We start from the raw sequence: 13309 nt of genomic DNA on the forward strand, positions 1-13309 counted from the left end.
CTCGCCGCGGGGGGGAAATGACTGACGACGAGCTGGCCGGCCTCTCGGAGTTCGCGCTGTTGCGCGGCAATGCCGAGCAGGCCGGTCTCACCGGGCCCTTACCGGTGGTAGAACGCATCGACACCGGGGAGATCAGCGCACTGCGGTGGGGGGCGGCCCGGCCGCGGGTGGTGTTCCTGCATGGCGGCGCGCAGAACGCGCACACCTGGGACACCGTCATCCTGGGCCTCGGGGAGCCCGCGCTGGCGGTGGATCTGCCGGGACACGGCCGCTCAGCGTGGCGCGACGACGGCGACTATTCGCCGCAGCGCAACGCCGCCACGCTGGCCCCGGTACTGCACGAGCTGGCACCGGATGCCGAGCTGGTGGTCGGTATGTCACTGGGCGGGTTGACCGCTATTCGGTTGGCGGCCACCGCGCCGGAGCTGGTGCGGCGGTTGGCGATCGTGGATGTCACGCCCTCGGCGTTGCAACGCCATGCCGACATGAGTGCCGCACAGCGCGGGACGGTCGCATTGGCCCAAGGGGAACGGAGCTTCCCGGATTTCGCCTCGCTGCTGGCCGTCACCAAAGCCGCGGCGCCGCACCGGGATGCCGAGTCGTTGCGGCGCGGGCTGCTGCACAACACCCGCCGGCTGCCGGACGGCAGCTGGACGTGGCGCTACGACACGATGCGCTCCGTCGGCGACTTCACCGAGCTGTGGACCGATGTCTCGGCGATCACCGCCCCCACCACGTTGATCCGCGGCGGGGACTCGGCGTTCGTCACCGCCGCGGACGTCGCCGAGTACGCCCAGCGTTCGCCGGGCCTGACCGCCCACGTGGTCTCCGGCGCCGGGCACTCGGTGCAGAGCGATCGGCCGCGGGTCCTGGTCGAGCTGCTGCGCACCACCCTTGCCTGACACCGGCGGGGGCGGAGCCGGCCGCAACCGCCGAACGACCCATCGATTCCGGGGATAAGGTGACCAGATGGCCCGACCCATCCGCATCGGGGTGCAAATACAGCCGCAACACGCGCCGCATTACGGCGCGATCCGTGACGCTGTCCGGCGATGCGAAGACATCGGCGTCGACATCGCCTTCAACTGGGACCACTTCTTCCCGCTGTACGGCGACCGCGACGGTCCGCACTTCGAGTGCTGGACGATGCTGGCCGCCTGGGCCGAACAGACCTCCCGCATCGAGATCGGTGCCCTGGTGTCCTGCAACTCCTACCGCAACCCGCAACTGCTGGCCGACATGGCCCGCACCGTCGACCACATCGGCGGGGGCCGGCTCATCCTGGGTATCGGCGCGGGGTGGAAGCTTCGGGACTACCGCGAGTACGGCTACGAGTTCGGTACCGCGGGCAGCCGGCTCGATGACCTCGCGGACGCACTGCCGCTCATCAAAACCCGCCTGGCTCAGCTCAATCCGCCACCCACCCGCGCGATCCCGACACTGATCGGGGGCGGCGGCGAACGCAAGACGCTGCGCCTGGTCGCCGAGTACGCCGACATGTGGCACAGCTTCGCCGACGCCGACAGCTATCCGCACAAGGCGCAGGTTCTGGCCCAGCACTGCGCCGCCGTCGGGCGTGACCCCGGCGAGATCGAACACTCCGCGGCGGTCGGCGGCGAGACCGGGCGCTCCCCCATCAGCGACGTGCTCGCCGAGGCCGACGCGTTGACGGCACTGGGAGTGAGCCTGTTGACCATCGGCAGCAGCGGCCCCGACTACGACCTGGGCGCCGCCGAGGCGCTGTGTCGATGGCGCGACCAGCGCTGAGGCTGGCGGCGCTCTTCGCCACCTGGGCGATCGTGGCCGGTATGGCCGCGGCGCCACCGGCCGGTGCCAGGCCGGATCTGTGCACCCCGCCCGGGCAAGAGGCCGCCGTCGCCTTGCCGGGCAACCTCGCCAACGCCAAGCGGCCGCGCGAGGACAAATACACCACCGCCGGCGTCGAGCCGCTGAGCTCGATCGACGTGAGCAAGCTGGGGCTGGGCACCCCCGGTGTGCTGACGGTCGGCACCCTGACCGAAAGCCCGCCGACCAACTGCATCACCGCCACCGGCCGCTACAGCGGGTTCGACAACGAGCTGTTGCGGGCCATCGCCAAAAAGCTGGGCCTGCGAATCCAATTCGTCGGCACCGACTTCTTCGGTCTGCTCGCCCAGGTGGAGTCCGGCCGGTTCGACGTCGGTTCGGCCTCGATCAACGCCACCGAGGAACGCCGCCGCATGGTGGGCTTCACCAACGGCTACGACTTCGGCTACATGGCGCTGGTGGTCCCGGCCGGCTCCGGCATCACCGGCTTTGACGCCGTGGCCCGCGGTCAGCGGATCGCCGTGGTTCAGGGCACCGTGGAAGACGCCTACGTGGTCGACACCCTCGAATTCCAACCGGTGCGCTTCCCTGACTCGATCACGCTGTACGCCAGCCTGAAAAGCCGCCAGGTCGACGCGTGGGTGGCGCCGTCGCTGACCGCGCTGAACCTGCTCAAGCCCGGCGACCCGGCACAGATCATCGGCTACACCTTCACTCCGGCCGGCTTCGAGGCCTACGCGGTGGCCAAGCGAAACCAGGCACTGATCTCGGCCCTGAATGCCGGTCTGGACGCAGTGATCGACGACGGCACCTGGCCGCAGCTCTTCACCGACTGGGTGCCGCGACCCCTGCCGCCGGACTGGCAACCGGGGTCGAAATCGGCCGCAACGCCGCATCTGCCGGACTTCGCCGCGATCGCGGCCCGGCATCACCGGCCCGAGGCCGACCAGAGCTATGCACCCAAATCGACACTGGCGCAGCTTCGTGACTCCTTCTTCGACTGGCACCTGTACCGGCGCGCCCTGCCGGAGCTGATCAAGACGGGTCTGCCCAACACCTTGCTGCTGACCGTGAGCGGCGGCGCCATCGGCTTGGTGGCCGGACTGGGCCTGGCGGTCGCAGGCATCTCGCGCAGCCGGTGGCTGCGCTGGCCGGCCCGGGTGTACACCGACATCTTCCGGGGCCTGCCCGAAGTCTTGATCATCCTGCTGATCGGCTTGGCGGTCGGGCCGCTGGTGAGCGGACTGACGCACAACAATCCCTACCCGCTGGGCATTGCGGCACTGGGGCTGACGGCCGCGGCCTACATCGGGGAGATCCTGCGCTCGGGCATTCAGAGCGTGGAGTCCGGCCAGCTGGAGGCCTCGCGGGCGCTGGGCTTCGGTTACCCGGCCGCGATGCGGCTGGTGGTGATCCCGCAAGGGATCCGGCGGGTGCTCCCAGCGCTGGTCAACCAGTTCATCGCGCTGCTGAAAGCCTCGGCGCTGCTGTACTTCCTGGGCCTGGTCGCCGGTCAGCGGGAACTGTTCCAGGTGGCCCGCGACTACAACGCCCAGACCGGCAGCCTGTCTCCGCTGGTGGCGGCGGGCCTGCTGTACCTGGCCCTGACCATCCCGCTGACGCATCTGGTGAACGTCGTCGATCAGCGGTTGCGGCGCGGACGTCCCGCCGACGTCGACGACTCCGTGGAGCTGCGCCCGGCGATCTCGAGTCAGGAGATGACGTGACGGCTACCCCTCGAGACCCGGTGTCGCTGGCTGCCAAAGGGATTCAGCTGTCCTTCGGCAAGAATCAGGTGTTGCGCGGGGTGGACCTCGATGTACCGGCGGGCACCACCGCGGCGGTGATCGGACCGTCCGGTTCCGGCAAATCGACGATGCTGCGCACCTTGAACCGGCTGCATGAACCCCACGCCGGCGATATCCTGCTGGGCGGCCGTTCGGTGCTCAACGACGACCCCGACCAACTGCGCCAGCGGATCGGGATGGTGTTCCAGCACTTCAACCTGTTCCCGCACCGCAGCGTGCTGGACAACATCACCCTTGCGCCGCGCAAGCTGCGCAGCATGCCCGACGACGCCGCACGCGAGCTCGCGTTGGGACTGCTGGATCGCGTCGGGTTGCGAAACAAGGCCCGCGCCCGGCCGGCGGCGCTCTCCGGCGGCCAGCAGCAGCGGGTGGCGATCGCCCGTGCGCTGGCGATGGAGCCGCAGGTGATGTTGTTCGACGAGGCCACCTCGGCGCTGGACCCGGAATTGGTCAAGGGGATTCTGGCGCTGATCGCCGAACTGGGCGCCGACGGCATGACGATGGTGGTGGTCACCCACGAGATGGGCTTCGCACGCTCGGCCTCGGACACGGTGGTCTTCATGGACCGGGGCACGGTGGTCGAGTCCGGCCCGCCCGATCAGATGTTTGACCAGCCGGCCACCGAGCGGCTGCAGAAATTTTTGTCTCAGGTGTTGTGACAGCAAACTTCGGCGACTGTCTCCCCCAATAGAAGCGGCCCGTTAGACTGGCGAACTATGACGGAGAGCACGGCCGATACGCCGCAGGTGACGGCGGTCGCGGAGAGCTTGCACCGTTCGCTGTCCCGATTGTTCGCGATACTGCGGCGCGGGGACATCAGCGGAGGCACGCCGACCGGCGAGCTGACGCTGGCTCAGCTGTCGATCCTGGTCACGCTGCTCGACCGGGGACCCATCCGGATGACCGAGCTGGCCGCCCACGAACGCGTCCGTACCCCCACCACGACGGTGGCGATCCGCCGGCTGGAGAAGATCGGGCTGGTCAAGCGCAGCCGGGATCCCTCCGACCTTCGTGCGGTCCTTGTCGACATCACCCCGGAGGGGCTGGCGAGTCACCGCGATTCGCTGGCAAACCGGCACGCCGCCCTGGCGGCAATGCTGAACAAGCTCAGCCAAGAGGAGCTGGACACGCTGACCCGGGCGCTGGAGCCGTTGGAGCGGCTGGCCACCTGCGACCTCGCCGACGCGGCCCCCGCCGATGACGCGGACTGCCCGGTGGACTGCGGTTGATGCCGACGGCCCTGATCACCGGCGCCGGCGGTGGTATCGGTTCGGCGATCGCGGCCGCACTGGCGCCCACCCACACCCTGCTGCTGGCCGGCCGGCCGTCTGAGCGGCTGGACGCAGTAGCCCAGCGCCTGGGCGCCACGACCTGGCCCCTGGACCTCGCCGACACCGAGGAGATCGAGGCGGCCACCGAGATCGTCGACGAGCTCGATGTGCTGGTGCACAACGCCGGGGTGATGCTGCCCGGGGCGGCCGGGGAGTCCTGCATCGAGGAGTGGCGGGCCACCTTCGAGGTGAACGTGTTCGGCGCCGTGGCGCTGACCCTGGCCCTGCTCCCCGCCCTGCGCCAGGCCCGCGGACAGGTGGTCTTCATCAACTCTGGCGCCGGACAACGGGTTTCCGCGGGGATGGCGTCGTATTCGGCGAGCAAGTTCGCGCTGCGGGCGTTCGCGGATTCGCTGCGCAATGACGAGCCTGCCCTGCGGGTCACCACCGTCTACCCCGGTCGGGTAGACACCGAGATGCAGCAGGACCTGGTGGCCTATGAGGGCGGCGAGTACGACGCGGGCCGCTTCCTGCGGCCCGAAACCGTCGCCGAAGTGGTGGCCGCCGCGCTGCGCACCCCGGCCGAGGCCCAGCTACAGGAAGTGGTGGTCCGGCCGCGCTGAGGCAGGGCCGCTCACACCACCAGGTTGACCAATCGGCCCGGTACCACGATCAGCTTCTTCACCTCAGCGCCGGACAGGAAGGCCTGCACCTTCTCGTCGGCCAGGGCAGCGGCCTTGATCGTCTCGGCGTCCGCGTCGGCCGCGACCGTGACCAGTCCTCGCTTCTTGCCGTTGACCTGTACCGGGTAGTCCACGGTGTCGGTCACCAGATAGGCCGGGTCGGCCGCCGGGAACGGTCCGTGCGCCAGGGAGGAATCGTGGCCCAGCCGCTGCCACAGCTCCTCGGCCAGGTGCGGCGCCAGCGGCGCGAGCATCAGCACCAGCGGTTCGACGGCTGCCGGCGGAACGGAGTCGCGGTGCTGTTTGGTCAAGTGGTTGGTGTACTCGATCAGCTTGGCTGCCGCAGTGTTGTTGCGCAGTGCCGCATAGTCTTCCGACACCCCGAGGATGGTGCGGTGCAACAGTCGCAGCGTCTCGAGGTCCGGTTCGCCGTCGAGCACCCGGGTGTCACCGGTCTCCTCGTCGACCACCAACCGCCACACCCGCTGCAGGAAGCGGTGCGCGCCGACCACGTCCTTGGTGGCCCACGGACGCGACATCTCCAGCGGCCCCATCGACATCTCGTAGACGCGCAGGGTGTCCGCGCCGTAGCTGTCGCAGATCTCGTCGGGCGACACCGAGTTCTTCAGGCTCTTGCCCATCTTGCCGAACTCGGCGAACACCTCGGTGTCGCCGTCGGCGCCCGGCAGGTAGAACTTGCCGTCGCGCTCCACCACGTCGGCGGCCGCCACATAGGTGCCGCGGGCGTCGGTGTAGGCGGCGGCCTGGATGTAGCCCTGGTTGACCAACCGACGGTAGGGCTCGCGCGAGCTGACGTATCCGAGGTCGTAGAGCACCTTGTGCCAGAACCGGGAATACAGCAGATGCAGCACCGCGTGCTCGACGCCACCGACGTAGAGGTCCACCCCACCCGGGTCGTCGGGGCCGTGCTCGGCCGGCCGCGGCCCCATCCAGTAGACCTCGTTCTCGGGCGCACAGAATCGTTCGGCGTTGTGCGGGTCGGTGTAGCGCAGCTCGTACCAGGAACTCCCGGCCCACTGCGGCATCACATTGGTGTCGCGGGTGTAAGGCCGCAGACCGTCGCCGAGGTCCAGATCGACATGCACCCAGTCGGTTGCCTTGGCCAGCGGCGGCGACGGCTCGCTGTCGGCGTCGTCGGGGTCGAACAGCACCGGCGAGTAGTCCCCCACATCGGGTAGCTCAACCGGCAGCGCCGCCGAGTCCAAGGCGTGCGGACGGCCGTCGTCGTCGTAGACGATGGGGAACGGCTCTCCCCAGTACCGCTGCCGAGCGAAAAGCCAGTCACGCAGCTTGTATTCGATGCGCGCCCACCCGCGGCCGTCGGATTCCAGCCGCTGCGTCATGGCCTTCTTGGCCTCGTCGACGGTCATCCCGTCCAGCGGGCCGGAGTTGACCAGGGTGCCGTCGCCGGCGTAAGCCGACTCCGAAACATCGCCGCCGGCAATGACTTCCAGTATGGGCAGGCCGAACTCGGTGGCGAACTCCCAGTCCCGCTGGTCGTGTCCGGGGACCGCCATGATGGCGCCGGTGCCGTAGCCGGCCAGCACATAGTCGGCGATGAAGATCGGGACCTGTTGGCCGTTGGCCGGGTTGATGGCGTAACTGCCCAGGAACACACCGGTTTTGGTCTTGTTCTCCTGGCGTTCCAGGTCGGACTTCGCCGCGATCGCCTTCCGGTAGTCGGCGACGGCCGCGGCGGGGTCGGCCGCACCGAAGGTCCAGCGCTGGTCCACCCCATCGGGCCACTCGGCGACGGTCAGCCGGTCGACCAGCTCGTGCTCGGGTGCCAGCACCAGATAGGTGGCGCCGAACAGAGTGTCGGGGCGGGTGGTGAAGACCTCGATGTCCACCGCCTGGCCGTCGGTGGCGGTGGCGCCGAACAGTGCCGCCGCGCCGGTGGAGCGTCCGATCCAGTTGCGCTGCATGGTCTTGACCTTCTCCGGCCAGTCCAGCACGTCCAGGTCGTCGAGCAGTCGGTCGGAGTAGGCGGTGATGCGCATCATCCACTGCCGCAAGCGCTTCCGGAAGACCGGGAAGTTGCCGCGATCGCTGCGCCCGTCGGCGGTGACTTCTTCGTTGGCCAGCACGGTGCCCAGCCCGGGACACCAGTTGACCATCGAGTCCGAGCGGTAGACGAGCCGGTGACCGTCGATGACGTCTGCGCGCTCACCGGCCGACAGGCTTGCCCAGTCCCGGCCGTCGGCCAGGGTGCGTGCTCCGGAGTCGAATTCGGCGATCAGCTCACTGATCGGGCGGGCCTTGTTCGTGCTGGTGTCGAACCAGGCGTTGTAGATCTGCAGGAAGATCCACTGCGTCCACTTGTAGAAGTCGACGTCGGTGGTGGAGAAACTGCGCCGGCTGTCGTGGCCGAGTCCCAGGCGCCGCAGTTGCCGGCGGAAGTTCTCAATGTTGGCCTCGGTGCGGATCCGCGGGTGCGTGCCGGTCTGCACGGCGTACTGCTCGGCGGGCAGGCCGAACGCGTCGAAGCCCAGGGCGTGCAGCACGTTGTGCCCGGTCATCCGGAAGTACCGGGCGTAGACGTCGGTGGCGATGTAGCCGAGCGGGTGCCCGACGTGCAAGCCGTCGCCGGACGGGTAGGGAAACATGTCCTGGACGAACATCTTGTCGGCGGGCACCGCCGAGCCGTCCGCGGGTGCCAGTGAGCCGACCGGGTTGGCGACGTTGAAGGTCCCCTCCCGTTCCCACCGCTGCTGCCAGGTGTCTTCGACCCGGCCGGCCAGCGCCGCGGTGTAGCGGTGCGGGGGTGTCTGGTCGCTGGGTTCGCCGGGTCCCTGGGCGGTCGGGGCTTCGTTCACCTCAACAGGGTAAAGGGCACGGTTTCCGGGGTCGTTCGGCACAGCTTGGTATCAGTTGGATTGCGACCCGGTGAGAGCTTCGTTCCAGGTCGGTTGCGGCTCTGGTAGCACCGTTGCCGTCTGGCTACCGTCGTCTCACGGCTTGGAGGCACCGTTGCCCGGCCCGCCCCGGAAGGACCCTGGAGATGACGAACACCGTGCACCGCTGGCGACTTCTTTTCGGCTGCACCGCCGTCATGGCGGCGGGCTTTGCCGGCCTTCCCACCGTCGCGGCCGATCCGTTGGTCCCGACCCCGTCGACCCCCTACGGGCCGCCCGCCCACGCGGCGTCGGCTCCGGTGACCGTGCCGCTGCCGGCGTCGCCGCGGCCGGTGGCCCCCGCACCGTCGGGCATGCCCACCACCGCGGGTGCCGTCGCGGCGCCGGCCCCGCAGAGCGCCCTGCTGCCGGCCCCGCAGAGCGCCCTGCTGCCGGCCACGTCCGGCACGTTGCGGGACTACTTCGCGGCGAGGAAGGTGCAGCTGGAACCGCAACAGGCCGCCGGTTTCAGCGCGCTGAACATCACCCTGCCGATGCCCGCGGGCTGGACCCACGTTCCCGACCCCAATGTGCCCGACGCGTTCGCGGTGATCGCCGACCGGCGCGGCGGATCGCTCTACACCCCCAATGCGCAGGTCGTGGTGTACCGGCTGGACGGCCAGTTCGATCCCAAAGAAGCCATCACCCACGGCTTCGTCGACAGCCAGTCGCTGATGGCCTGGCAGACCACCAACGCCTCCCTGGAGGACTTCAACGGCTTCCCCGCCTCGATCATCGAGGGGACCTACCGCGACGGTGACTTGACGCTGAACACCTCACGACGCCATGTGATCGTGCCCAGCGGCGATGCCGCGTATCTGGTGTCGCTGACCGTGACGACCGGCGCGGGACGCGCCATCGGCATCGCCCCCGCCACCGACGGGATCGTCAACGGCTTCCGCGTCGAGCTGCCCGGCGACACCCCGCCGCCCGTGGCACCCGCGGCGCCTGCCCCGCCGGTGCAGTCAGGCACGGTGCGTCACCAGCTGGGCACCATCCCGCCGCCCGCCGCGCCGCCCGCCCCGGCGCAGTCCGGCACGATCCGCCACCAGGTGGGCACCGCCGGCTGACCAGCGGATCGTATTGTGGACCCATGCTGATCATGGGTGTGTTGTGCCTGGTTGCGGCGGTTGTCTCGCTGGTGTTCGGGGCGCGGACCTTAGCGCGGCCGCTCACCGGTGATCCCGAACAGCTGGTTTTGCGGGCCGTTGCGCCCGCCCAGATCGCCGTCGGGGTGATTCTGGGCGCCGGGGGTCTGCTGGTCCTGGCCGGCCCGGCCTCGATGGCCCTGCTGGCACTGATCATCTCCATCACCGGCGCGCTGGCGACCCTGGCCGCCGGCGCCTGGCAGGGCGCCCGCTACGCGGCGCGGCTCTCGGCGGACGCCGGCGGTTGCTGCGACTCGGGCTGCGGCTGCGCAGACAGCGCACCGGTCGTGGAGACCGGCTGCGGCGCGGGCTGCGGGTGCTCGGCCGGTGCGCCGCCGGAGCCGGCCTCCGGGTGCGGCGGCGGTTGCGGCTGCTGCTGAGCCGGCCGGGAGGTGGGTGTCAGTTGCGGCTGATGTCGATCGGGTGGGTCGCCAATAACGCGGTGGGCCACGGTTGCCGTCGCAGCGCCCGCCCCCACAGGTCCACCCGCGGTGGTACCAACACGTCGGAGGGCAGTGCCGACAGCACAATCCAGTCGTCGCGCTCGATCTCTCCCTCGAGCTGGCCGATGGTCCAGCCGGCGTAGCCGGCGTAGATCCGTACGCCCTCCACGTAGGGCGCGATGGTCTCGGGATCCGCGTCGAGGTCGACCATCACCAGCCGGCCGTCGACATGGCGCAGGCCCGGCGCGTCATGGGGTTCGGCGCCGACCCGCAGCAAGCCCAGGCACAACGCGGCGTCACGTTTGACCGGGCCGCCGATGAACATGGTCTTGGGTTTGGCCGCCAGCTCCGACCACTGCGGCAGCACGTTGTAGACGGCGGTCTCGCTGGGGCGGTTGAGCACCACACCCAACGTGCCGCCGTCGTTGTGCTCCACCACGTAGATCACGGTGCGGCGGAAGGTGGGTTCGAGAAGGTCCGTATTGGCCAACAGCAGCGTGCCTGCCCGCACCCGATGCGCAGCGGGCGCGACGAACTGTTCGGCGTCCTCGGGTTCTTCGGATTGGGCCATTTTCCCATCATGGCACCCGGGGCCGTCCTTCGTGCTGTGCTGTGCCGAACATCGACCCGACCGCAATATTTGTAGTCTGGTTGGGGCCGCTGCCGCGCCGCCGCCCGTGTCTGGAAGAGGTTCTGTGGTAGATACCCGCGTTCCCGCCACACTGTGGCGGTCGACGCGCGGCCTGCCGGAGTTTCGCCGGTTGCTGGCGCTGCGCGCGGCCAGCCAATTCGGCGACGGCCTGTTCCAGGCGGCGCTGGCCGGTGCGCTGCTGTTCAACCCCGACCGGGCGGCCTCGCCGTGGGCGATCGCGGGCGCTTTCGCCGTGCTGTTCCTGCCGTATTCGGTTCTGGGGCCCTTCGCCGGCGCGCTGCTGGACCGCTGGGACCGGCGGCTGGTGCTGGTGGTGGCCAACGTCGCCCGGCTGGTGCTGGTGCTCGGGATCGCGGCCCTGCTGGCCGTCGGGGCCGGTGACCTTCCGGTGTTGTGCGCGGCGCTGATCGCCAACGGTTTCACCCGCTTCATCGCCTCCGGGTTGTCGGCGGCGCTGCCGCACGTGGTGCCGCGCGAACAGGTCGTGACGATGAACGCCCTGGCGATCGCGACCGGTGCGGTAGCGGCCTTCCTGGGCGCCAACTTTATGCTGCTGCCGCGCTGGCTGGTGGGCGCCGACGATCGCGGGGCGGCGTCGATCATCGCGGCGGTGGCCGTCCCGGTGGCGATCGCACTGGTGCTCACGCTGCGGTTCGGTCCGCGCGTGCTCGGCCCCGAGCACACCAAACGCGCCGTCCACGGGTCGGCGCTGTACGCGGTGACGACGGGCTGGATGCACGGCATCCGCACGGTGACGGCCCGCCCGACCGTGGCCGCCACCTTGTCCGGGCTGGCCGCGCACCGGATGGCCTTCGGCATCAACACCCTGCTGGTACTGGTGTTGGTGCGGCACGTCGGCGAGCACACGGTGTCCGGCCTGGGCACCACGGCGCTGTTCGTTGCCGCGGCCGGCGCCGGTTCGTTTCTGGCCACCGTGCTGACCCCACCCGCGGTGCACCGCTGGGGCCGCTACGCCACCGCCAACGGCGCCCTGGCGGCCGCCGCGGTGATCCAGTTCGCCGCCATCGGCCTGTACCTGCCGGTGCTGGTGGCCTGCGGATTCCTGCTCAGCATGGCCGGCCAGGTGGTCAAGCTGTGCGCCGACACCGCCATGCAGATCGACGTCGACGACGCCCTGCGCGGCCATGTCTTCGCCGTCCAGGACTCGCTGTTCTGGGTGTCGTTCATCATCGCCGTGGCGGGCGCCGCGGCGGTGATGCCCCCCGACGGGCAGGCGCCGTCGCTGATCGTGGCCGGCACCCTGCTCTACCTGGCGGGCCTGGCCGGGCATGCGTTCATCGGGCGCCGCCGCCAGCCGGTGGGCCTAAGGTACGAACATGGCCGAAACTGAACCGATCGTCGCCGATCTGCGTGCCGAAAGCGATGAGCTCGACACGCTGGTGGCCCCCCTCACCGACAGCCAGTGGGCTACGCCCACTCCGGCGCCCGGCTGGACGATCGCCCATCAGATCGGTCACCTGCTCTGGACCGACCAGCATTCGCTGGCCGCGATTGTCGACGAGGCCCGCTTCGCCGACGCGCTGACCGAAGGCCTGCGCAACCCGACCGGTTTCGTCGACGACGGTGCCGCCGCGCTGGCGCAGCTCCCGCCGGCCGAGCTGCTGGCGCAGTGGCGCTCGACGCGTGCGCAGCTGCACGAAGCGCTGCTGGGGGTGGCCGACGGCCGCAAGTTGCCGTGGTTCGGCCCACCGATGAGCGCCGCGTCGATGGCCACCGCCCGGTTGATGGAGACCTGGGCGCACGGCCTGGACGTGGCCGATGCGCTGGGGGTGCGGCGGCGCCCGACGGCGCGACTGCGCTCGATTGCGCACCTGGGGGTGCGCACCCGTGACTTCGCCTTCACCGTGCACGGCCTGACTCCGCCGGCGGCACCGTTTCACGTGGAACTACACGCCCCCGAGGGCGGGGTGTGGGCCTGGGGGCCGGTCAACGCCGAGCAGCGGGTCACCGGCCGCGCCGAGGACTTCTGCCTGCTGGTCACCCAGCGGCGCGCGCTGGCCGACCTGGATGTCGCGGCGCACGGCGAGGACGCGCAGCGCTGGCTGGAGATCGCCCAAGCCTTCGCCGGGCCTCCCGGCGCCGGGCGCTGAGCGCGCAGCGCGAAGCGAGCCGGGGCCCATCGGCGCAGCGCCGGGCGCTGAGCGCGCGGCGCCGCCTCACCATTGAGTGAAGTCCACCGCCATGCGGAACGAGTTCCATAGCGCCTCAAGGCCGTTGATGGCCGCGCTGTCCATCATGTGGTAGGTGGTCGAGCCCACGGTGTTAGCGACCGTTGACGATCCCAATCGGCGCTGCGGGATCGGCACGGAAGCCGGCCGCCTCGAGATACTTGCCGGCCAGATCGGCGTAGCGCTGGTTGTCCACCGGAATGATGACCCTGGAGCGATCGGTCCACAGGAAGTCGCGCTGCGGTGTGGCCGGCGCCGCGGCCGCGGGGCTGATGGCCGTCTCCGTTGGCGCGAGCACCAGTACTGCCCGCACCCGCAGGGCGCGTCGGCATTGTCGTCACTGCTGCCTCCCCCGTCGGTCTGCACCGGAGGCTGCCTGTCGCCCTACTCACGT

13 protein-coding genes are annotated in these 13309 nt (G+C 70.0%); 10 read left to right on the plus strand and 3 right to left on the minus strand.

From position 1 onward, the window contains the following. Nucleotides 1-17 precede the first annotated feature (17 nt). The 6 genes from G6N14_RS17870 to G6N14_RS17895 all read left to right on the plus strand — a co-directional run bounded on the left by G6N14_RS17870 (nt 18) and on the right by G6N14_RS17895 (nt 5508). Entirely contained in the window at nt 18-902 is an 885-nt protein-coding gene (locus G6N14_RS17870; RefSeq protein WP_085136146.1) for an Rv0045c family esterase, read from the plus strand. A 67-nt stretch (nt 903-969) separates the two neighbouring features. Beyond that, nucleotides 970-1767 carry an LLM class F420-dependent oxidoreductase gene (locus G6N14_RS17875; protein ID WP_085136145.1) on the plus strand — a complete coding sequence of 266 codons (798 nt, stop codon included), beginning with the start codon at nt 970-972 and terminating at the stop codon, nt 1765-1767. Next, nucleotides 1749-3533: an ABC transporter substrate-binding protein/permease gene (locus tag G6N14_RS17880; protein ID WP_085136144.1), complete on the plus strand. Its 1785-nt coding sequence runs from the start codon at nt 1749-1751 to the stop codon at nt 3531-3533. Before G6N14_RS17875 ends, G6N14_RS17880 begins: the two co-directional genes overlap by 19 nt. After that, a complete protein-coding gene (locus G6N14_RS17885) occupies nt 3530-4273 on the plus strand; it encodes an amino acid ABC transporter ATP-binding protein (RefSeq protein WP_085136143.1) in 744 nt (247 codons plus the stop codon). Before G6N14_RS17880 ends, G6N14_RS17885 begins: the two co-directional genes overlap by 4 nt. Nucleotides 4274-4330: 57 nt before the next feature. Then, nucleotides 4331-4843 carry a MarR family winged helix-turn-helix transcriptional regulator gene (locus tag G6N14_RS17890; RefSeq protein WP_085136142.1) on the plus strand — a complete coding sequence of 171 codons (513 nt, stop codon included), beginning with the start codon at nt 4331-4333 and terminating at the stop codon, nt 4841-4843. Next, nucleotides 4843-5508 carry an SDR family oxidoreductase gene (locus G6N14_RS17895; protein ID WP_085136141.1) on the plus strand — a complete coding sequence of 222 codons (666 nt, stop codon included), beginning with the start codon at nt 4843-4845 and terminating at the stop codon, nt 5506-5508. Before G6N14_RS17890 ends, G6N14_RS17895 begins: the two co-directional genes overlap by 1 nt. 11 nt (nt 5509-5519) lie before the next feature. Here the strand turns inward: G6N14_RS17895 and leuS are convergent, their stop codons facing one another. After that, complete coding sequence (gene leuS, locus G6N14_RS17900; RefSeq protein WP_085136140.1) at nt 5520-8405, minus strand: leucine--tRNA ligase; 2886 nt, start codon at nt 8403-8405, stop codon at nt 5520-5522. Nucleotides 8406-8590: 185 nt separating this feature from the next. Here leuS and G6N14_RS17905 point away from each other — a divergent pair, with 185 nt between their 5' ends. Continuing rightward, complete coding sequence (locus G6N14_RS17905) at nt 8591-9553, plus strand: LpqN/LpqT family lipoprotein (RefSeq protein ID WP_085136139.1); 963 nt, start codon at nt 8591-8593, stop codon at nt 9551-9553. 23 nt (nt 9554-9576) lie between these two features. Next, the gene (locus G6N14_RS17910; RefSeq protein ID WP_085136138.1) at nt 9577-10011 is read left to right on the plus strand and encodes a hypothetical protein; all 435 of its coding nucleotides are present in this window, start codon (nt 9577-9579) and stop codon (nt 10009-10011) included. A 19-nt stretch (nt 10012-10030) separates the two neighbouring features. Here the strand turns inward: G6N14_RS17910 and G6N14_RS17915 are convergent, their stop codons facing one another. Continuing rightward, nucleotides 10031-10645 carry a YqgE/AlgH family protein gene (locus tag G6N14_RS17915; protein ID WP_085136137.1) on the minus strand — a complete coding sequence of 205 codons (615 nt, stop codon included), beginning with the start codon at nt 10643-10645 and terminating at the stop codon, nt 10031-10033. A gap of 124 nt (nt 10646-10769) precedes the next feature. On the opposite strand from G6N14_RS17915, the gene G6N14_RS17920 reads away from it, so the two are divergent. Beyond that, a complete protein-coding gene (locus G6N14_RS17920) occupies nt 10770-12077 on the plus strand; it encodes an MFS transporter (protein ID WP_085136136.1) in 1308 nt (435 codons plus the stop codon). After that, nucleotides 12064-12837 carry a TIGR03084 family metal-binding protein gene (locus G6N14_RS17925; protein ID WP_085136135.1) on the plus strand — a complete coding sequence of 258 codons (774 nt, stop codon included), beginning with the start codon at nt 12064-12066 and terminating at the stop codon, nt 12835-12837. The genes G6N14_RS17920 and G6N14_RS17925 overlap by 14 nt, the downstream gene beginning before the upstream one ends. A gap of 172 nt (nt 12838-13009) precedes the next feature. Here G6N14_RS17925 and G6N14_RS17930 read toward each other — a convergent pair whose 3' ends face one another. Continuing rightward, complete coding sequence (locus G6N14_RS17930; RefSeq protein WP_133054921.1) at nt 13010-13213, minus strand: hypothetical protein; 204 nt, start codon at nt 13211-13213, stop codon at nt 13010-13012. Nucleotides 13214-13309 lie beyond the last annotated feature (96 nt).

It is taken from the genome of Mycolicibacter hiberniae (genome assembly GCF_010729485.1).
Classification (GTDB): Bacteria; Actinomycetota; Actinomycetes; order Mycobacteriales; family Mycobacteriaceae; genus Mycobacterium; species Mycobacterium hiberniae.